12 protein-coding genes and 1 pseudogene are annotated in these 18,786 nt (G+C 63.0%); 11 read left to right on the forward strand and 2 right to left on the reverse strand.

Annotated features, from left to right (window positions below):
• Positions 1 to 5: 5 nt before the first annotated feature.
• From ASG39_RS00055 to ASG39_RS00085, 8 genes and pseudogenes are all read left to right on the forward strand, one after another.
• Complete coding sequence (locus ASG39_RS00055) at positions 6 to 5,318, forward strand: hypothetical protein (RefSeq protein WP_062591652.1); 5,313 nt, start codon at positions 6 to 8, stop codon at positions 5,316 to 5,318.
• Positions 5,319 to 5,358: 40 nt separating this feature from the next.
• A complete protein-coding gene (locus ASG39_RS00060) occupies positions 5,359 to 5,724 on the forward strand; it encodes a hypothetical protein (protein ID WP_062591653.1) in 366 nt (121 codons plus the stop codon).
• 87 nt (positions 5,725 to 5,811) lie between these two features.
• Entirely contained in the window at positions 5,812 to 6,138 is a 327-nt protein-coding gene (locus tag ASG39_RS23585) for a hypothetical protein (protein ID WP_156467960.1), read from the forward strand.
• 1,021 nt (positions 6,139 to 7,159) lie between these two features.
• Positions 7,160 to 8,295: pseudogene (locus tag ASG39_RS00065) on the forward strand (AraC family transcriptional regulator).
• Positions 8,296 to 8,320: 25 nt separating this feature from the next.
• Positions 8,321 to 9,421, forward strand: a complete 1,101-nt coding sequence (locus tag ASG39_RS00070) for an efflux RND transporter periplasmic adaptor subunit (protein WP_062591654.1) — start codon at positions 8,321 to 8,323, stop codon at positions 9,419 to 9,421.
• On the forward strand, positions 9,418 to 10,122 hold the full coding sequence (locus tag ASG39_RS00075) for an ABC transporter ATP-binding protein (RefSeq protein ID WP_062591655.1): 705 nt from the start codon (positions 9,418 to 9,420) through the stop codon (positions 10,120 to 10,122). Before ASG39_RS00070 ends, ASG39_RS00075 begins: the two co-directional genes overlap by 4 nt.
• A complete protein-coding gene (locus ASG39_RS00080; RefSeq protein WP_062591656.1) occupies positions 10,119 to 11,261 on the forward strand; it encodes an ABC transporter permease in 1,143 nt (380 codons plus the stop codon). Before ASG39_RS00075 ends, ASG39_RS00080 begins: the two co-directional genes overlap by 4 nt.
• A gap of 5 nt (positions 11,262 to 11,266) precedes the next feature.
• A complete protein-coding gene (locus ASG39_RS00085; RefSeq protein ID WP_062593242.1) occupies positions 11,267 to 12,466 on the forward strand; it encodes an ABC transporter permease in 1,200 nt (399 codons plus the stop codon).
• A gap of 10 nt (positions 12,467 to 12,476) precedes the next feature.
• Here the strand turns inward: ASG39_RS00085 and ASG39_RS00090 are convergent, their stop codons facing one another.
• Together ASG39_RS00090 and ASG39_RS00095 are read right to left on the reverse strand one after the other, a co-directional pair.
• Complete coding sequence (locus ASG39_RS00090; protein WP_062591657.1) at positions 12,477 to 13,595, reverse strand: metallophosphoesterase; 1,119 nt, start codon at positions 13,593 to 13,595, stop codon at positions 12,477 to 12,479.
• A gap of 221 nt (positions 13,596 to 13,816) precedes the next feature.
• On the reverse strand, positions 13,817 to 15,073 hold the full coding sequence (locus ASG39_RS00095; RefSeq protein ID WP_062591659.1) for a carboxymuconolactone decarboxylase family protein: 1,257 nt from the start codon (positions 15,071 to 15,073) through the stop codon (positions 13,817 to 13,819).
• Positions 15,074 to 15,460: 387 nt separating this feature from the next.
• Here ASG39_RS00095 and ASG39_RS00100 point away from each other — a divergent pair, with 387 nt between their 5' ends.
• The 3 genes from ASG39_RS00100 to ASG39_RS00110 all read left to right on the forward strand — a co-directional run bounded on the left by ASG39_RS00100 (position 15,461) and on the right by ASG39_RS00110 (position 18,784).
• Positions 15,461 to 15,826, forward strand: a complete 366-nt coding sequence (locus tag ASG39_RS00100; protein ID WP_062593244.1) for a response regulator — start codon at positions 15,461 to 15,463, stop codon at positions 15,824 to 15,826.
• A gap of 28 nt (positions 15,827 to 15,854) precedes the next feature.
• Positions 15,855 to 17,234 (forward strand): PAS domain S-box protein, encoded by a 1,380-nt coding sequence (locus ASG39_RS00105; protein WP_062591661.1) that lies wholly within the window; start codon positions 15,855 to 15,857, stop codon positions 17,232 to 17,234.
• Positions 17,235 to 17,608: 374 nt separating this feature from the next.
• Positions 17,609 to 18,784 (forward strand): zinc-dependent alcohol dehydrogenase, encoded by a 1,176-nt coding sequence (locus ASG39_RS00110; protein ID WP_062591663.1) that lies wholly within the window; start codon positions 17,609 to 17,611, stop codon positions 18,782 to 18,784.
• The last annotated feature ends 2 nt before the right edge of the window (positions 18,785 to 18,786 follow it).

The raw sequence follows: 18,786 nt of genomic DNA on the forward strand, positions 1-18,786 counted from the left end.
TGGTGATGAGTGTAGCCGTAAAACCCTATCTTCGGGCGATAGCAAGTGGACGAGAACCCTCCGGCGACCTGCGGATCACGTTGCTGGTCTCGCCTGTCTTCCAGGAGACCCCCGACACATCGACAATCAGCCTGCACGCCTGGCCAGAAGAGATCCGGACCTATTTTGCAAAGAAGCCGGAAGCCGCTGACAAATATCGGATTAAAATCGACTTTGACGACGGGACCACGGTGCAACCTGTGCCGGCCGTCGTAGACTACCTTGAGAGTTCAAAGGACCTATCGGCGGTCTACGCGGGCATCAACAAGGCATGGCAGGGGGCAGTCGCCGCCGACCCTGACGACGCGGTGTGGAAGAGCCTTGCCACGACGATCAGGCACTCCTTGCAGTCTGCGTCGACGAAAGGCGCGATAACCGATGCAAATCCAAAGGCACCCGGCACAGACGACGGCAAGCATCCCGCGATCGCCGCGAGCGAGGTCGCGGGCGGTGTCATAAGCATCACCTCGGTGATCCCGGTGAAACAAGGCGACATTGCCTTCCACAAGGAATTTGAGCGCGCGGCAGCCGTCGCCCGAAGGCTTGCAGGACTGGCGCAGCCAGAAACAGACCCAGAGCCCGAAATGCGTGGCGCTTCCGCCGGCGTGGCGGAAAGGTCCGCCGATGATCTGCGCAAGGAGCGGTGGGAGCTGGAATTCGACAAGCTTGTCATGGACACCGCCAAAGACCGCAAGAACGCGAATGACTGGTGGAAAGGCGAGAAATGCGCGGCGGCCGATGAAAAGGATCATGCAGCCCTTGTCGCGGAAGTCGTCGCAGGGACCTCCAAGGAAGCTGCCGACGCGGTATCCAGCCACAGATACGGTTATCATCCGCAAACGGATGCGGGCCCGCCCAAGCAAGTGGGCGAAGATGCAACCAAAGACCAGGCAGCGAATGCAAAGCTGCGCATGGCGCTGGCGGCTTATTACGCAATCAGCTCGTCTCCGGCGTGGAGCCGTCTTTTTGGTTTCGCGGTCGATGTCGTCGTACGCAGCAAGGATATTCCAGCAGACCTGTCCGGAAAGCTCAAGGTGACTGTCAAGGCCGACAAGATACCGGGACTTCCGGTTGTCAGCACCTGGGCGAAGTTGGAGAAAACTGGCTTCTGGCCGACCACCAGCATCGATACGTGCACGGACATTCGAGACGGCTTCATTGACTTGAACACGAAAACCGACACAGGCGATCCCAGGCACGAGCTCGTCACGCTTGATGTGCGCAGGGCTGTGGAGGTCGACCGGTTCTATGGGTCCGTCGCTAATGAACGGCCGCAGCTCTTCAAGTCATCGGGCCTGACACTGATCGACCGGGGGCGGGCGCGCGCAATGGTGCGAACGCTTTCACGCGCGAAACAGGCGTGCGACGCGTGTGGGGACTCTGGCCCGTTCGAGATCGACGCGGAAGACCTCATGGTTGGAATGCGCCTGCAAATCGGCCTGGTGCGCAAGGACATGACACATTGGCGCAGCCTTGCCGAACGCAGCGTCGACTATCGCCTGGATGGAGACGCCAATCCCGCCAAGACGGCCCGGTTGATCGAAATAATGCTTGGCAAGAAGGGCACGCCGCGCCGTCGGATGATTGATCAATCCATCCTGACGACTGCGACGCGGCTTGTCCCTGTCACGGGCACGGGGGAGGGGGTCGAGCGAGAAGCGATTGTCGAGCAGGCGCTGGGAACCTGGGATGGCTCGCCGATGGCGGTCTATTGTGGCGAAGATTCTCGCGCATTGGACGCCGGAGACGTGCTCGAGCTTGGAGTATCGACCGAGCTCGACTTGCCGACGCAGCGTGATCTCAGGCTACCGCCGCTGCGCTATGGCGAAACGTATCGGAAACTTGCCCGTCCAGTGTACCCCGGTGGGGTGTCGATCGTAGCGGGCAGTATAGACGAACGATATGCGACGCCGGCACGCCGCTTCCTGCGGCACGAGGCTCTGGGCGCCCCCATCGTCCTGCTGCCGGAGGCCATTGCCGTCGGCAGCCGGCCATCGCCAATGGACTTCGAGCGTCACCTCTCTGCGATCCTGCGCTCGGCAGGCGGCGTGATTGGAAATGATCCGGAGGACCTCAAGACTGCGGAGCCATTCATCAAGGGGCGCCAGTATGTCCCGCTCTCGACGCGGCTGAGTGGTCCAGACACCATCCGGGTGATCATCCCACCGGAAGCGTCGCTCGACGAATTGTTGCGGCACAGCAGTCTCGACGTGTTGGGGACGCGGGCGGCGATGTTAGAGGGCGGCTTGAAGAAAGTCGCTTTCGGTCTTCCTCCCCGCTTTTCTTCGCAAGACAAGCCGGCGCCGCGATTTCCGTCCTTGGTAACGAAAAGCCGCCCCGGGTTCGATGACGGAAAGATCGACCTGAGCCGCGCTCTTGGCTGGTCAGAGCAACAATCACGCCGAGCGCCCGACGGGTCGGACGGAGCGCAGGGAACCGGTGTTTTTACAGGTCGGAGCCGGACCAGCCATCAGCACGCCCCCTTCAGGCCAGATCCCGCCGCCGAGGAGATGTTCATCCGGTTCCGCTACACCGGCACGAGCGTGGTGGCTGGCGATGCGGTTGTTGTCGAGAACGACAAGCTTGGTGCCTATCCCAACCGCAAGCCCGTCGTCCTACAGGTTCGAAAGTCAAACCAGACACGTGCCAATCCGAAAAGCGGTCGTCCGGTGACGCGCATTTCGGCATCGACATACGACGGAATCAGGATTGGTGCGCCCGGCGGCGAGCCCGTCGTCGTCGTCGAGATCGAACTGTTGCGAGGCGACGATTTCGAAGCCGATGTCTTCTATCTGCCGTCTGCAGAACAGCTTGCCAAAAAATTTGCCCTGATCGAGACGCTCGGTGCGCTCGCCCTAGCTCATCAGGGCAAGGGGCCAGCGACGAAAGCCGGCATGACACAGGCTGACAAGCCAGCCGTCGATCCCGGAATTTCGGATTGTCTCAAACTCCTGTTGGCAAAAGCCGAGACCCCCGGCGGGACGCCGACCACGCGTGGGCTCGCCGTCCCTTCGAACCTCAAGGACGTGGCTGACGTGGTCGTCGACAAGATCAAGTCTCAGACGAATATCCCCGAGCTTTCCGCCTTCGAAACCATTCGCCTTGCGCATGCGGTCAATCGTCCTTTCGCCGCACCTCAGTTGCAGGGCATTTCGCTTCTGCGACCTGCTGCACGAAAGGGGTTGGGACAGGACCTGCCTGCGGCCGGGACGCTGCGCTCCCGCAAATGGGAAGAACAGTCAAAAATTGTTGAAGAGGCGGGCACGAACGTCGCCTTGACCAAGGATTACCTGCTGAGGGGGCAGCTGAAATTTCACGCATCCACTACCGGGACCATTGAAATCGAAGCCGAAACGGTTTCGCCCCGCGACCCGGTGTTCGACAATCCGGAACGAAAGCGGTCTCTGCGCGCCCGCCTGGCGGGGACATGGCCAAGGCGCTTCGACCTGAATGGCGATCGCGCAGACGCTACCGTTCGCGATGTCTATGGCTTCCAGGATATCGATCCCGTCACGGGCAAAGTCTCACTGGCGACGTCGCGCGTCACCTTGCTGCGCATCGAATTCCTGGGGCATCCAGCCAATCTTCCCGCAGATATCCTCAAGGGCATAGACGCCGGTGGAATGGCAGCGATCGACCTGGCATTCGTCCATGCCTTGGCGCGATCGGGCGAGGTGATCGTCGACGAACATGGCCTGCCACTCCTCAAGGCACTGCAGGTCCATGCATTTCCAGACGGAAGAGCGCGAGAACTTCTCCTGCGCCCCATTTCCTATTCCCGGTTCGCAACCGACTTCCAGACCGCACCCTTCTGGGATGGCGAAAAGGCCAGGTCGCGGGTGCTGCTGCGGCAGGAGCTGCAGCAGCAAGAGTTAAGGCAACGCGGCGAAACGCAGCGCGTCTGGTTGCCGTCGACGGTCCGGCCAGCCAAGTGCGACGCGGAGGCACCCGTTCCGATGATCTCCATCGAACGAAAGCCAAGGCATGGCGAGGGTGCCGAGACGGTCTTCGAGCTAATCCGTCACGCGAAAACCCGGGTGTATCTCAAGCGCAGCTGGTATTCCTCCGGGCAGGGCGAGCGCGTAGGTCTGGTTGTCTGGCCACCAACGATCTTCTCCGCCAAGGCACCGACGGAGTTGAACAAGGTTGTCCTGGATCATCGGGCCGGCCAACTGGACGTCACGAACCTTGTCGATGCAGACTTGGGGGTAGCTGGCTCGTTCATCACCCGTTGGGGAGGCGACCCGATCAGGGAGGACCGTGCGCCATCGAAGGAAACATTGATGTCGAAATCCGTGTTCATCGACGCCGATCTCGATGACGTGGCCCGAGCATCGAACCCGCATGATCCCGAAGTTCGCGAAAACGTGGCCGTTCCCATTCGGCTGCCAGGCCGCACAGACGACAGTCCTGATGCATTTGTCCCGTTGAAGGCGAGCCTGCTCACTTACGTTCCATGCTTCGATACAGATCGGGAAGAGTGGTTTGTCGATATCGACCTGACAACCGAAAACGCCACGAACCCGTTCGTTCGGTTTGGTTTGGTGCGCTTCCAGGCAAACAGCATACTGGGCGACATCAGGGTTTCGGAACCCATCGTGGTTTGGAGCCAGTTGCTTCCTGACCGCAATCTCAAGGTTAAAACCACGATGGCGAACGGGACGTTGACGGTATCGAACCTGACGCTGACAGGTCCAGCATCGGTTGGCATCAGGGAACTGGATATCAGTGCCGAGGCTCGGGACGCACTCAGGAAACAGCGTATCGACGATCCGAACAGGAACCTGCGAACGCCGTTCGTGCGAACGTGGCTGGTCCACGAGGTTTCAGACACAAGCGGTGTCCGCAGATCGCCGGTACACCCGCGCGACGTTCGCTATGAGATGCGGGGAGACAATACCAAGAACATTCAAACGATCTGGGAGTTTCACGACATCAGCGTGGACGCGGCCCGGCTCGAGGAACTAGGAGAGGGTAAAATCTACGTCTATGTCGAAGAGCGCGATCGCAGAATGCCTGCGACATATATTGACTACCCAAAGCCTAGAGCGCCTTCCGGTCAGCCGAGCCAGTCGATGGCGGGCAAAGAATCGAAAGACCCCACCAGAGTCATCGAGCCGCATTCCAGCCACGATACGCGGTCCAGCCATCGAACGGCTCGCGAGCCGGTGACCGAGGTCGACATGTTCAACAACTCAACCTTCGTCGCATCTGGCCCCAGCTTCTCCGCGAGGATCGAGATCCACGATATTCAGCGACCTGGTAGTAAACCACGCTAACCCAATTCAGGCGAAACATTGCAAGCAGGATACAAACCCGATGGAACGGTCAATCAGCAGAATGGAGCTTTACATGTCGAAGATGCTTTTACTTGTACCGGCCATGCTCTGCCTTTCGTACGCAGGAGCCGCGAGCGCGGCGCCAGCGTGCAAGACAAGCTTTCGAAACGATAGCCTCGGCGACAAGGAAGCCGTTATCAAATGCAGCCATGACGGCAGCGCCAAGCCCAGCTATATGTGCGGCTTTACGTGGGAACTGGAAAATGTGAAGGGCGGCAAGAGGACCCTTACCGGCAACTTCACCGTCATTAAGAACGAAAAGGACGTCGAGAAATACACCGACAATCGAGTGGGAGATGAGAGGATTGAGCGGGAAGTCTCGCCGGCCAAGATAAGCTGCAAATAGCGCGGATAGACCAGGTGTCTGGAGGCGCGTGCGGCGCTGACTGCCGGCAGCTTTTTACATTAGGGAATGACCAACGGAGGTAATGTCGTGGCAGTTTTCAAGCTGAGGCTGGTGAGGCCAACAAAGCACACTGTACTAGAATTGACCGAAGGACTTCCGTTGATGAAAGGATCGTGGCGGAGGCTCGTTCCGGACTCCAATTCTTCACTACAAGCAAATTCCGGAGAATGGGAAAACTGGGTTCTTGGATCTCCGGGCGGTGGCCAGAATATCCGGCTCTATGACGGTTCCGCAACAAAATCAGCAGTGCTGAAAAACTACACTACGGGGACAATATCAGGAAAGGCGGAAATCATTCTTCCAGGATTCGGAGGGGAATTTGGCGATGACGATTTTGACTGGTTTGTTTCATAGACTGTAGTCCGTTCAACCAGGCCTGGACCTCAGCAACAGCTAGCAAAATGCTTTGGGTGGCCTGAAACTTCGGGACGCGGTTTGTGGGTTCTCGAAGCAGATTAGGCTGATGGGAGAGTGCTGTCGACAAATCGGCGGTATTGGCGGAGTTTGGGCTACAATAGCGTCGTTTCGAATGCCTTTCTCCATCGAGCAGCGTTGTTTCCAATCCTTCAGGCGGTCGAGCATCACAAGCTACGATGCTTGGCGATACGAGCTGCTTTATGAGTACTGCAAACGGGCGCAAGACAATATTTTGGTGGGTTGACCCAAGCCGTCGGTGCGTCAAGCGATTGCCGTCCCAGTCGCTTGCATAGCCAAGGACAGGACCGGTGGCATGGTCTTTTGGCGAACAGTTGATCGACATGGCCGCGGCCTGGCTATGATAGCGGCTGTATCATCCGTGCCAATTTGCCCGCTGTTCAGCGGGCCGCTTAGGCGGTGGATAGAGCGGCCTCGCCCTTGGGAATCGTCGCTCGCCTGCTGTTTTTTCAGGGGGCAATTGAACGCAGGAAACGTCCCTAAATACGTGACGCTCGATTCCGCCAACGGCGCAACAACTAAACATTTTTCTCGAAGTATAGTTTGTATTCGTCGAAGGCGGTGGATGATGTCACGCTGCGATCTGCAGAACGCGTCGCTCAACCAATCGCAGGAATCGTTGGTTGTGAGCCCCCGCAACCAAAACACACCACAGATAAAAACCGACACACCAAAACCCCCGCGCCGTAATGGCCGGGGGTTTTGGTGTTTCTGGGATGCGTGACGCGGGGGAGGGGATGGCGTGCCTTCTGGCCGGGTGCTGCACCGCATGCTCGGCCGGTAGGGGCATCCGATGGTGCTGGGTGTTCAACCATGCTGGACGGTGGAGAACGTGATCGACATTGCCGGGACTGATGGGGCGGGGACGATGGCGGTCAAGCCATCGTCACCCCCGCGACCTTGATCCTGATCGAGGTCGCCCGAGGCATCGGAATTTGCCATGATGGCGCTTTCGTCTTCATCCAGATCGTCGCGCTCCCGATGCCCTTCATTCCGCTGCCCTTCGTTGTTGCCCTGCTGCTTCTCCTGCTTCTCGCCACCGTGCTTCGACGGGACGAGGGGGTGTCGCGGCGTCTTGCGCTGATCGTCTTGATCGTCATCGGCATCTGGCAATCGGTCCTCTCCGGGCTGCGCTGGGGCTATGACGTGCAGGCGATGATGTTTCTGGCGCCTGTCGGGCCGGCGCTCGTTCCGCCGCTTGCCTATGCCGGTGTTGAAAATCTCGTGCGGAGGAAGAGGCCGTGGGGGTGGTGGCGGTATGGGGTTCATGGGCTTCCCGCCCTGGCAATCGTGCTGCTCCTCATTCTGGCGCGGGAGGCGATCGATGCGGCTTTGATCGCGATCTTCGTCGGCTATGCCCTTGCCATTCTCCGTCTCATGCGGCCCGGCACGGATGCCTTGCGACTGGCGCCGTTCGAGGGCGCGGCGCCGGCCTATCGCGCCAGTCTGTTCACAGCACTTTGCCTTCTTCTCTCGGCAGCCGTCGATCTGTTCGTCGTTCTGGATCTCGCCTGGGCGCAAGGCGCCTATGTCCGGCCGGTGATCGCAATCGCCAATCTCTGCCTGCTCGTGATCCTGTCGATCGCAGCCGCATCGACCGGTGCGCCGCCGGAACGGGTCCCGGTCCTGCCGTCCGCTCCGGACGTTCCGGGGTTCGAAGCGCCGGCTTTCGAAGGGCCGGTCCCCGAGGCAGCAACCGCCGAAGAGGCCGGGACGATGGACGCCATCGAACGCCTGCAGACAAAGCGCGTCTATCGCGACGTCGATCTCAACCTCGACCGCCTGGCCCGCAAGGCCGGAATACCCGCCCGCCAGATCTCCGCCGCCATCAACCGCGCAACCGGAAAGAACGTCTCGCAATATGTCAACGAGCAGCGCATCGCGGAGGCCTGCCGGCTGCTGACGGAGACCGGGCGTTCGGTCACCGAAATCATGTTCGATGTCGGCTTTCAGACAAAATCGAATTTCAACCGCGAGTTCAAGCGCGTGACCGAGATGACGCCGCTGCAATGGCGGGAGAAAGCGTCCTCGAACGCGATCGAGCACGACCTCCATCCCGTTTCAGGTCTCGACTGAGATCGGCGATCGTCAGTCTGGGGGCATGAAACACCAGATCGACCATCCCACACCTCACGCCCTCTCCCTCGTCGAGACGCTTCAATCCTTCTCGTCCGAGGCAAGGCCAGCTTCCATCCCGACGCGTGATCCATCGCGTCGGCCTATCATCGCCATCGGCGTCCTTGTTCTCATGGCCGGCGCAGGCAGTGCGGCCTTGCTGTTTTCGCACGGTGCGGACGTCTTTTCTGGACGGACGGCATCGCCGCCGCGGGACCAGACGGCCGCGCCCCAGACACCGGCATCGTCTGCATCCGATGCGGTTGCCCCGTCGCCGGCCGTGCCCTTGGCCGTTCGCGAAATCACCGGCTCGGGCTTCGTCGTCGCAGAGCAGGGAACCCGGATTTTTTCGCGATATGAAGGCCGGGTCATCACGGTTGCCGTCGATATTGGCGATCTCGTGCGGCGCGGGCAGGTGCTCGTCGTGCTGGAAGATCGCGATGCCAGGTTCGCGCTCGAGCAGGCACAAGCCGCACAGGCCGCCGCGCAGCTGCAAGAGGCCGCACGGAGCATCGACCTTTCGCAAGCCGAGGCCGAACGCGACCGGACAGACCGGCTCTTTGCGAGCGACGCCGTGTCCAGACAGGCGCTCGATCAGGCCCGCCTTCGGCGGGATCAGGCCGAGAATGCCGCGGCGCAGGCGCGCCAGGCGGTCGAAAGTGCGGGAATTTCGCTTCGCATCGCGCAGGAGCGTCTCGAGGAGCAGATGATTTCCGCACCCTTCTCGGGAAGGGTGACCGGCCTCTCCGTGCATGTCGGCGATACGGTTCTGTCGCGCGCCGACAGTGTTCGCGAAGAGCAGAGCCTGATGACGCTGACCGATATGAACCGCCTCGTGATCGATGCGGATGTGGCGGAGACCACGGTCGCGGTGCTGACGCCGGGGCTTGCCGGCGAGGCCGTGCTCGATGCGTTTCCGGACAAGCCATTTCGGGTTGCAATCCGGCGTCTTGCGCCGGTCGCCTCGGCTGAAAAGGGAACGGTGGCGCTCCGCCTCGACCTCGTTGATCCGCCGCAGGGGCTGCGGCCCAACATGGCGGCGCGCATTCGCATTCCCATCCACCCGACAGGAGATATCGCGCCATGACGGAAACGCCGGACATCTACATTCGACTGGAGAGCGTCAGCAAAGCCTATCGTATTGCCGGGCAGGCAATCCCGATCTTTTCCGGCCTCGATCTGGCGATCCCCCGCGGCGACTTCGTGGCCGTCATGGGGCCTTCCGGCTCCGGAAAATCGACGCTTCTCAACATGCTGGCCGGGATCGACCGACCGGATGCCGGGCGCGTGCGCATCGGCACGCATCAGCTCGACCAGATGGGCGAGGCGGCCCGTGGCGCCTGGCGGGCGCATCACATGGGCATCGTCTTTCAGTTCTACAATCTTCTGCCCATGCTGAATGCCGCGGAGAATGTCGAACTCCCGCTTCTTCTGAAGCCTCTCTCGGCGCGGGAGCGGCGTCTGCGGGTGGAGCGCGTGCTCGATCTCGTCGGGCTCTCCGGACGCGAGCGGCAATATCCCGGCATGATGTCGGGCGGTCAGCAACAGCGCGTCGGCATCGCCCGGGCTATCGTCGCCGATCCGGGCCTTCTGCTTTGCGACGAGCCGACCGGCGATCTCGATCGCACGTCCGCCGATGACATCCTGGAGATGTTGCAGACGCTTAATCAGGTGCTCGGCAAGACGATCCTCATGGTGACGCACGATCCGCAGGCGGCCCGGCTTGCGAAGCGGACGCTGCATCTCGACAAAGGTGTTTTCGTCGAAGAGGCGAGGGCGCCTCGATGAGCTTTTACTCTCTCGCGAAACGCAACGCGCTGCGGAAACCCCTGCGCGCCGTTCTCCTCATCATCTGTATCGCCATCGCGTTCCTGATCTATGGCCTGACGACGAGTTTCCTTGGGGGAGCCCAGAGCGCTTCGGCGGCGAGCGAGGATATCCTCGGTATCACCAGTGCCGGCGGGCGGGCACAGGCGCTGCCGATCCAGTTGCTGTCCAGACTTGCCGACATCCCCGACGTCGCCGCCGTCGGCTATGTCGCGCGCCTGCGGGGCTATGCGGGTGTCGAGAAGAACAGGATTGCCGTCAGCGCGGCGGATATGCCGCGATTGATGCAGGTCAACGGCAAGGGCCTGGGTCTGACGCCGGCGCTGCTCTCGGCCATGGACGGCGCGCGTGACCGCGTGCTCGTCGGCCGGGCGCTGGCCGAGGCACAGGGCTGGGTGGTCGGTCAGCGCGTGACCATCACGGCGTTCGATGTGTTCCGGCAGGCGGGCGGTCGCGACTGGCGGTTCGAGATTGCCGGCATTTTCGACGGCGAGACGGCCTCGACCGATACCTATTTCATGATTGCCCGCTTCGACTATGTGAACGCTGTCCGGGCGCGCGGACGGGATATGGTCGATGCCTTCGTCGTCTTGCCATCGCCGGCCGTGTCTCCAGCCGTTCTCGCCGCCCGGATCGATGCGCGGTTTTCCAGCTCCGCCACGCCCACGCAGACCCAGTCGGAGAAGCAGTTCCTGGAGGCGTTCCTCCGGCAATATGCCGATGTCGGGCTGATCGTGAACCTCGTCGTCGGCGCGGCTTTCGTCACGCTGCTGATGATCGTGATCAACACGATGATCTTCGCGATCCGGGAGCGGACCTTCGAGATCGGCGTCTTGAAGACGCTCGGCTTCTCGCGGGGCCATATCGTCGCGCTCGTTCTGGTGGAGACCTTCTTCGTCGTACTGCTTGGCGGGAGCGTCGGGTTGTCTCTGGCATGGCTTGCCGCGCAGCTTGCCGGAGCCGAGCTCGGGCTCGTCTTTTCGGGTGCGGTGCTCGCCAAGGGTGTGGCGATCATGGTCGCGCTCAGTCTTGCGACCGGCGCGCTTCCGGCCATCGCGGCGCTTCGCATTCCCGTCATCAACGCCTTCAGAACACGGTGATCTCCATGTCCATGCTTCTCAGACAGACCGGCATCCTCATCCGTGTCAATCTTCTCAGCCTGCCGCGTCGTCTGGCCATCTCCCTGTCGATGGCCTTGTCCATCGCCCTCGTCGTTTGCGTGCTTGCCGGTTTTCTGGCTTTGGCCAAGGGTTTCGAGCGCGCGCTTGCCGGAGCGGGATCGCCCCGGGTGGCCGTGGTTCTCGGCGGCGGCACGCAGCAGGAAAGCGGTTCGGATATTCCGGCCGAGGCCGTCCGCACCCTGCAGGCGACGACGGGCGATATCGGCGTCGTCCGGGATGCGGCAGGACAACTGGTCGCCTCGCGGGAGATCGTGGTGGCGGTGGACGTCGAGACGGCCGGCGACGAGGCGGCCCGCACCATTGCTGTCCGTGGCATGGATCGCGCGGGAGCCGCCATGCGCGATCAGGTTGCGCTATCGGCAGGGCGGCTCTTCGTGCCGGGTGCGCGGGAGATCGTCGTCGGCGACCAGCTTGCCGCCACGCTCGGCATGACGGTCGGCCGCAGCGTCCGGCTTGGCGCCGTGGACTGGACGGTGGTCGGGCAGTTTTCGGCGCATGGCAGCGCGTTCGAGTCCGAGATCTGGGCCGATCTCGATGCGGTGCGTGCGGCCTTCGATCGGGAAAATGCGGTGCAGAGCCTGCGCCTGCGATTGATGGACCCGTCCGGGCTCGGGCGTCTGCAGGCCCGATTGGCGACGGTCGGAACGGTGCCTTTGTCTGCGCTGTCGGAGGCGGATCTCTATGCGGCGCAATCGGGCCGCACGGCGCGGCTCATCCGCCTTTTCGCCTGGCCGCTGGCCTTGCTGATGGCGCTCGGCGCGACGGCGGGGGCGCTGAACACGATGATGAGTTCGGTGTCCGACAGGACGGTCGAGATCGCCACGGTCCGGGCGCTCGGTTTCCGACGATCTGCCGCCTTCGTCGGAACCTGGGTGGAAGCGTTGTGCCTGGCCGCTGTCGGCGTGGTCCTCGGCCTCGTCGTGTCCTGGCTCGCCTTCAATGGCTGGCAGGCCAGCACCATCGGGGCCAACAATGCGCGGCTCGCCTTCCAGCTGTCGGTGACGCCGGATGTCGCTGTCGTCGCCGGGCTGCTCGGCCTGGCGATCGGCGCGCTCGGCGGTCTTGTTCCGGCGTTTGCCGCCACGCGCCTGCCGCTGACGGCGGCTCTTCGGGCGCGAGGCTAGGTGACGTCTTCTATCCCTTGCGGCGGAAGGTGATGACCGTGAGTTCCGAAGGGCGGCCGAGGCGGAGCGCGAAGCCGGGCCAGAGGCCGGTGCCATTGTTGACGTAAAGCTGCAGGCCGCCGACCGTGTAGAGGCCGGAGACGAAACCGTTGTTCGGGCCGGAAACGAGGCGGTCGAGGCCGATCACCATGCCGCCATGGGTGTGGCCCGAAAGCTGCAACGCGACCCCGGCTGCCGCGGCCGTCTGCGCCTCGCGCGGCTGGTGGTCGAGAAGGATGATCGGCGCGTCGGACGGCGCGCCCTTCAGGGCTTGCGCCAGATCGGGGCCGGGCAGGCCGTTGGCGCGCGCGGAAAGATCGGTTACGCCCGCAATGGTGATCGAGCCACCGTCCCGGGCGACCGACACATGCGCGTTTTCGAGCACCGTCATGCCGAGCGAGGCAAAATGGGCCATCCATCCGGTATAGCCGAAGAAATATTCGTGGTTGCCGGGAATGGCGATCACGCCGTCGCGGGCGCTGAGACCGGCGAGCGGCGCCACATCGTCGCGGCGGTTTTCCAGACTTCCGTCGATCAGGTCGCCGGTGATGACGATGACGTCCGGTGCGAGTGCATTGGCCTTCCCGACGACCGCTTCGGCCCAGGCTCGTGGAAAGAGCCGGCTGATATGCATGTCGGTCAGCTGCAGCATCCGATAGCCGTCGAAGGACGGCGGCAGGTCGGGAATGGCGATCTCGATCGATTTCAGCGGGGGAACGCGGATGGCATTGGCAACGCCGATGCCTGCCGTGACCAGCGCCGTAACGCCCATGGCGTACCGGACCACTGGCGGCACGGCGATCCAGTGACCTTTCACGAGGGCGAGCCCGAGCGACACCAGATCGAGCGCGATCTGGAGAACGGCCAGAAGAATGATGGCACCGAACAGCAGGTTGAAGCCGATCACCAGCCAGCGCGGAAACTCCGGCGAGAAGACGGAGCCCGAGGAGATGCGGCTGAACAGGTGATACTGGGAGGCCAGCAGAAGCAGGATGGCCAGAGCCGCCTTTGCCGACCAGAGCCAGGGAAGAGGCTGGATGAAGCGGACGAGGACGACCAGCCAGGGGAGGCCGAAGATGAGATGAAACATGCGCCGCCGGCTGTGAGGATGAGGACAGGGTCTGGTGTAGCATACGACGGCGATGCGGGACTGGACTTTCTTGCGAGCAAAAAGACCTTGGGGCAGAGAGCCCCGCCTGCGCATCGCGTTCCGGGCGACCGTGTCGTCGCCCGGCGGCTTTCAGCCCGTTCAGCCCGTTAGTCCTGGGGGGCGGGGCGCCCATTCCCGGACGGCCCGCAGGGCTGTCGGTCTTAGTCGATCGCGGGGTCGGCCGCGTATTGCGCGTCGGTCACCTTGTCGAGCCAGGTGACGACGCTGCCGTCAAGGGCTTCGGCCACCGCGAAGTGGACCATGGGCGTATCGGCGGCGGCGCCGTGCCAGTGCTTGACCAGCGGCGGAATCCACACGACGTCTCCGGGGCCGAAGGCCTCGCGCGGGCCGCCCTCCTTCTGCACCCAGCCCCGGCCGGAGACGATGTAAAGCGTCTGGCCGAGCGGATGCGTGTGCCAGGCGGTGCGCGCCCCGGCCGGAAAGGACACGGTCGCGCCGCTGATGCGGGCGGGGTCCGTGCCCTTGTAGGGCGCGGAAATCTGCACATTTCCGGTGAAGTAAGCCTCCGGACCCGGCTTGGCGTCAGAGCCGGCACGGGTCAGGGTGATGTCGGGGTTTGCGGTCTCGGACGGTTCGGACATGGCTTCGGCTTTCTTTTCAGGACGGGCGGCCCCTTCATCACGGGCAGCAAGGACCTTTTCCAGGACGGGAACAGCCGACATGGCCCGCGGCCAGCCGGCATAGAAGCCGAGATGCGTCACGACCTCTGCAGCTTCCGTCGCCGTCAACCCGTTGTCCATGGCCCGGTTCAAATGAAATGGCAACTGTTCGGGCTGGCCGATGGCAACGAGCGCGGCCATGGTGACAAGGCTGCGGTCCCGCGCGCTGAGATCCGGGCGCTGCCAGAGATCGCCGAAGAGAACCTCGTTCGTCAGCTCTGCAAGGGCCGGCGCGGTCGGCGCGACAGACGCATCGACCGTGCGGCGGCGTGTGGCTTCCGCTCCGGGCTCCAGCACGATCCGTCCCGCGTCGCTCTCGCCGACGGCTGCGATCTTGCGGGCCTCGAACACGGTCTTCGTCTCGGTCACGGCGGACATGGCATTCGGCCAGCCGGTATAGAAGGCGAGATGGGTGATGAGTTCGCCGATTTCCTGCGGCTTCACGCCATTGTCGAGCGCCCGCCCGACATGACCGCCGATTTGCGCTGTCCGGCCGGTGGCGACAAGGGCTGCGACGGTCACGAGGCTGCGATCACGGGCGGCAAGCTGCGGGCGGCGCCAGACGTCGCCGAAGAGGACGTCATCGGTAAAATGGCCGAGCCCCGGCGCGACATCGTAGACGGCTGCGGGCGCGATGCGGGTCCGCCGGGTTTCCCCGGCTTCGGTGCCGGTGGTTTCGGCGGCAGCGCCTGTGGCGGCAAGTGCCGAAAGGGCGATGGTGGTGGCTATGGTCTTCATGAGGACCTCCGGTCGTTGGTCCGCACCCGGTGAATGGGAGGGGGCGTGCGGCACCATGCAGATAGGTGCTGGACGCGCCTGGATTAGCCCTCCAAAACCGCATGGACCTATCGATTTTCGCCATGAATGACCGTCTGCGGACATGCTTGCCCTGCCGGCCCGTCGTCTTCGCGCCGCAAAGCGCGCCGATACCGGACAGCCGCATCGCCGAGGATCTTGCGCAAGGGAGGCAATTGATTCTATCGCCTTCGTCCGCGGAACCGAACCGACCGATGCGGGGTTCGGCACCGTTACGAAAGCCGGATGCCCGCCTGCAACGACAGGACCGAAACGCAAGGGCATCGGATCGGCGCAAAGAGGAAACGACAGGATGACGAGGTACGGGTTGTGAGCGAGGAAGCAGAACTTTTCGACAAGGTCTTTCTCGTCGTCGAAGACGAATATCTGGTGGCGGCGGATATTATGGATGTGCTGGGCCGCGCCGGAGCCGACGTGATCGGACCCGTGTCGTCTCTGGAAGGCGCCTTGAAGCTGGTGGACGAGGCGGAACAGATCGATGCCGCCGTTCTCGACATTCACCTGCGCGGCGCGGAGGTCTATCCGGTGGCGGATGCGCTGTCCCTGCGCAAGGTGCCTTTCGCCTTCCTGACGGCCTATGACCGGCGCGATCTGCCCGAGCGGTTTCGCCAGTCGCCCTTTCTCCAGAAACCGGCCGATCCCGACGAACTTCTACAGCTCCTGAGCCGGTTGTAATTCGGCCGACAGACAGAGGATCCGGGCCATGACCTTTCATGATGCGCCTCACCCTCCACTTCTTGCTCCGAAAAGCGATGATCTCCTGCGGGTCGTCTTCGAGAGCGCGATCGATTTTGCCATCTTCTCCCTCGACGCCGAGGGGCGTGTGACGAGCTGGAACGCCGGCGCCGAGCGCGTGCTGGGCTATACGGAAGCCGATATTCTCGGGCAGTCCGGCGACGTGATCTTCACGCCGGAAGACAGGACGGCCGGCTTGCCGGCGCTGGAGCGGGCAGATGCCCGAACGCAGGGGCGGGCGGAGGACGAGCGCTGGCAGATGCGCAAGGACGGCACCCGCTTCTGGGCATCCGGGCTGACCATGCCGCTCAGCGACGGATCCGGTTTCGTAAAGATCCTGCGCGACCGGACGGAGTCGCATCTTGCGGGCCAGAGGCTGAGTGAGAACGAGGAGCGTTTTCGCCTTCTGGCCACCAACATTCCCCAGCTCGTGTTTCGCTGCGTGGCGGATGGGTCCCGCACCTGGGGCAGTCCGCAGTGGGTCGAATATTCCGGCCTCGACCAGCCGCAGAGCCTCGGGCTTGGCTGGCTGAACGCGGTCCACCCGGAGGATCGCGCGCTGACGCTGGCGGCCTGGCAGGCGGCAGCCAGTACCGGCGAATGCTATGTCGAGCATCGCGTTTGCCGTGCGGCCGACGGCGCCTATCGCTGGCACCAGACGCGGGCGCTGCCGGTCATGAGCGCGTATGGCGAAGAGACCGGCGACTGGATCGGCACTATGACCGATATTCACGAGCTTCGGGAGTTGAAAGACCGCCAGGACGTGCTGGTCGCCGAACTTCAGCACCGGACGCGCAATCTCCTGGCCGTCGTCCAGTCGGTCGCCACCCAGACGCTGCGCAGCAGTTCGTCGCTGGAAAGTTTCGGGCCCGAATTTTCGAGCCGCCTGCGCGCGCTGAGCCGGGTTCAGGGGCTCGTGGCGCGGGCGGCGGAATCCATCGCGCTGCGTGACCTGATCGAGGGCGAACTCGGCGCGCACGGGGCCGCCTCGCGCATGGACGCCGTGCAGGCCAAAGGGCCGCCGGTGACGGTTCCCACGCTCGGCGCGCAGGCGCTCGGCCTTGCGCTGCACGAGCTTGCGACGAATGCGATCAAATATGGTGCGCTGAGCCAGGAGAGCGGCGTGCTGCGCGTTTCCTGGACGGTCGAGGACGCCGACGAAGAAAGAGCCGTGCGGCTCGAATGGCGGGAGACGGGCGTCCGCATGCCGGCAGGCGAGACGCCGCGCCGCAAGGGCTATGGCCGCGAGCTGATCGAGCGCGCGCTGCCTTACCAGCTGAATGCGAAGACGGAGTTGCAATTTCTGGATGACGGCATCCGTTGCCTGATCCGGGTTCCGCTCCTCTGATCAAGACGTTACCGACCGTTAGCCCCGTGGTCGGGCCTCCGGTCGCGCTGGCCGCCGCCGCCGGGCTTTGCAGGCCCAGGCACCGGCGTCTGTCCGAGCGTCGCCTTTGCACCGGCGGGGAGCCATCGGCCTGGAAGCCGAGGGAAGGCATCGCTGACGTCGCGGTTTGTTCCGTTCGTAGGCAACCGGACCATGGCCGCATGGTTGCCCCATCGCGCAGGCGCCTGACGTTCTTGGAGACGTGGGAATGCGAGCTTTTCTGGAACCTTTCGGGAGAGGACCGGTTCCGAAAGTCCGGTCCGGTTGGCGAACACGTGTTCTGTCGGCCCTGTTTTGCGTCCAGCCGGAATACCCTTTGAACAACGGAGGCCTTTATGCGCGCGCTCGTCTGGCATGGCAAAGAAGATATCCGGTGCGACACCGTCACCGATCCCGAAATCGAGGATCCCCGCGATGCGATCATCAAGGTGACCAGCTGCGCGATCTGCGGATCGGACCTGCATCTGTTTCACAATTTCATACCGGCGATGATGCCGGGCGACATCATGGGCCATGAGATGATGGGCGAGGTCGTGGAAACCGGGTCCGGAATGAACGGCAAACTGAAGAAGGGCGACCGGATCGTCGTGCCCTTCACCATTCAGTGCGGCGAATGCGACCAATGCCGGCGCGGCAATTTTTCGGTCTGCGAACGCTCCAACCGCAACAAGGCTCTGGCCGACAAGGCCTTCGGCCATGCGACGGCGGGCCTGTTCGGCTATACCCACCTGACCGGCGGATATCCCGGCGGCCAGGCCGAATATCTGCGCGTTCCCTTTGCGGACTCGACCCATATCAAGGTGCCGGACAGCCTGACCGACGAGCAGGTTCTGTTCCTTGGCGATATCTTTCCGACCGGCTGGCAGGCCGCTGTGCATTGCGACATCGAGCCGACGGACACGGTGGTCGTTTGGGGTTGCGGGCCTGTCGGCCAGATGGCCATCCGCAGCGCGGTGCTGCTCGGCGCCAAGCTCGTCGTGGCGATCGACTGCATTCCCGAGCGCCTGAGCATGGCCCAAGCCGGCGGCGCCTTGACCATCGACTTCAGCGCGGAAAGCGTCGTGGAGCGGCTGAACGAGCTGACCGACGGCAAGGGGCCGGAGAAGTGTATCGACGCGGTGGGACTGGAGAGCCACGTCTCCATGAACCAGCCGGATACGCTGCTCGATCGCGCCAAGCAGATGATGCTGCTGGAGAACGACCGGCCGCATGTGCTGCGGGAGATGATCTATGTCTGTCGTCCCGGCGGCATTATCTCCATTCCCGGCGTCTATTCGGGCCTCGTCGACAAGATTCCGATGGGGCAGGCGATGAACAAGGGGCTGACGTTCCGCATGGGACAGACGCATGTCAACCGCTGGACGCCGGATCTGGTGCGCCGGATCGAGGAGGGGCAGATCGATCCTTCCTTCGTCATCACACACACCGCGACGCTCGAGGAAGGCCCCGAGATGTACAAGGTTTTCCGCAACAAGCAGGACAGCTGCATCAAGGTCGTCCTCAAACCCTGACA

This window comes from Rhizobium sp. Leaf371 (assembly GCF_001424045.1).
GTDB lineage: Bacteria > Pseudomonadota > Alphaproteobacteria > Rhizobiales > Rhizobiaceae > Ferranicluibacter.

What these genes read in the sequence shown, in the direction of transcription:
- ASG39_RS00055 (WP_062591652.1), top strand. Translation starts at nt 6, where the DNA reads ATGAGTGTAGCCGTAAAACCCTATCTTCGGGCGATAGCAAGTGGACGA.
- ASG39_RS00060 (WP_062591653.1), top strand. Translation starts at nt 5,359, where the DNA reads ATGGAACGGTCAATCAGCAGAATGGAGCTTTACATGTCGAAGATGCTT.
- ASG39_RS00070 (WP_062591654.1), top strand. Translation starts at nt 8,321, where the DNA reads ATGAAACACCAGATCGACCATCCCACACCTCACGCCCTCTCCCTCGTC.
- ASG39_RS00075 (WP_062591655.1), top strand. Translation starts at nt 9,418, where the DNA reads ATGACGGAAACGCCGGACATCTACATTCGACTGGAGAGCGTCAGCAAA.
- ASG39_RS00080 (WP_062591656.1), top strand. Translation starts at nt 10,119, where the DNA reads ATGAGCTTTTACTCTCTCGCGAAACGCAACGCGCTGCGGAAACCCCTG.
- ASG39_RS00085 (WP_062593242.1), top strand. Translation starts at nt 11,267, where the DNA reads ATGTCCATGCTTCTCAGACAGACCGGCATCCTCATCCGTGTCAATCTT.
- ASG39_RS00090 (WP_062591657.1), bottom strand. Translation starts at nt 13,595, where the DNA reads ATGTTTCATCTCATCTTCGGCCTCCCCTGGCTGGTCGTCCTCGTCCGC.
- ASG39_RS00095 (WP_062591659.1), bottom strand. Translation starts at nt 15,073, where the DNA reads ATGAAGACCATAGCCACCACCATCGCCCTTTCGGCACTTGCCGCCACA.
- ASG39_RS00105 (WP_062591661.1), top strand. Translation starts at nt 15,855, where the DNA reads ATGACCTTTCATGATGCGCCTCACCCTCCACTTCTTGCTCCGAAAAGC.
- ASG39_RS00110 (WP_062591663.1), top strand. Translation starts at nt 17,609, where the DNA reads ATGCGCGCGCTCGTCTGGCATGGCAAAGAAGATATCCGGTGCGACACC.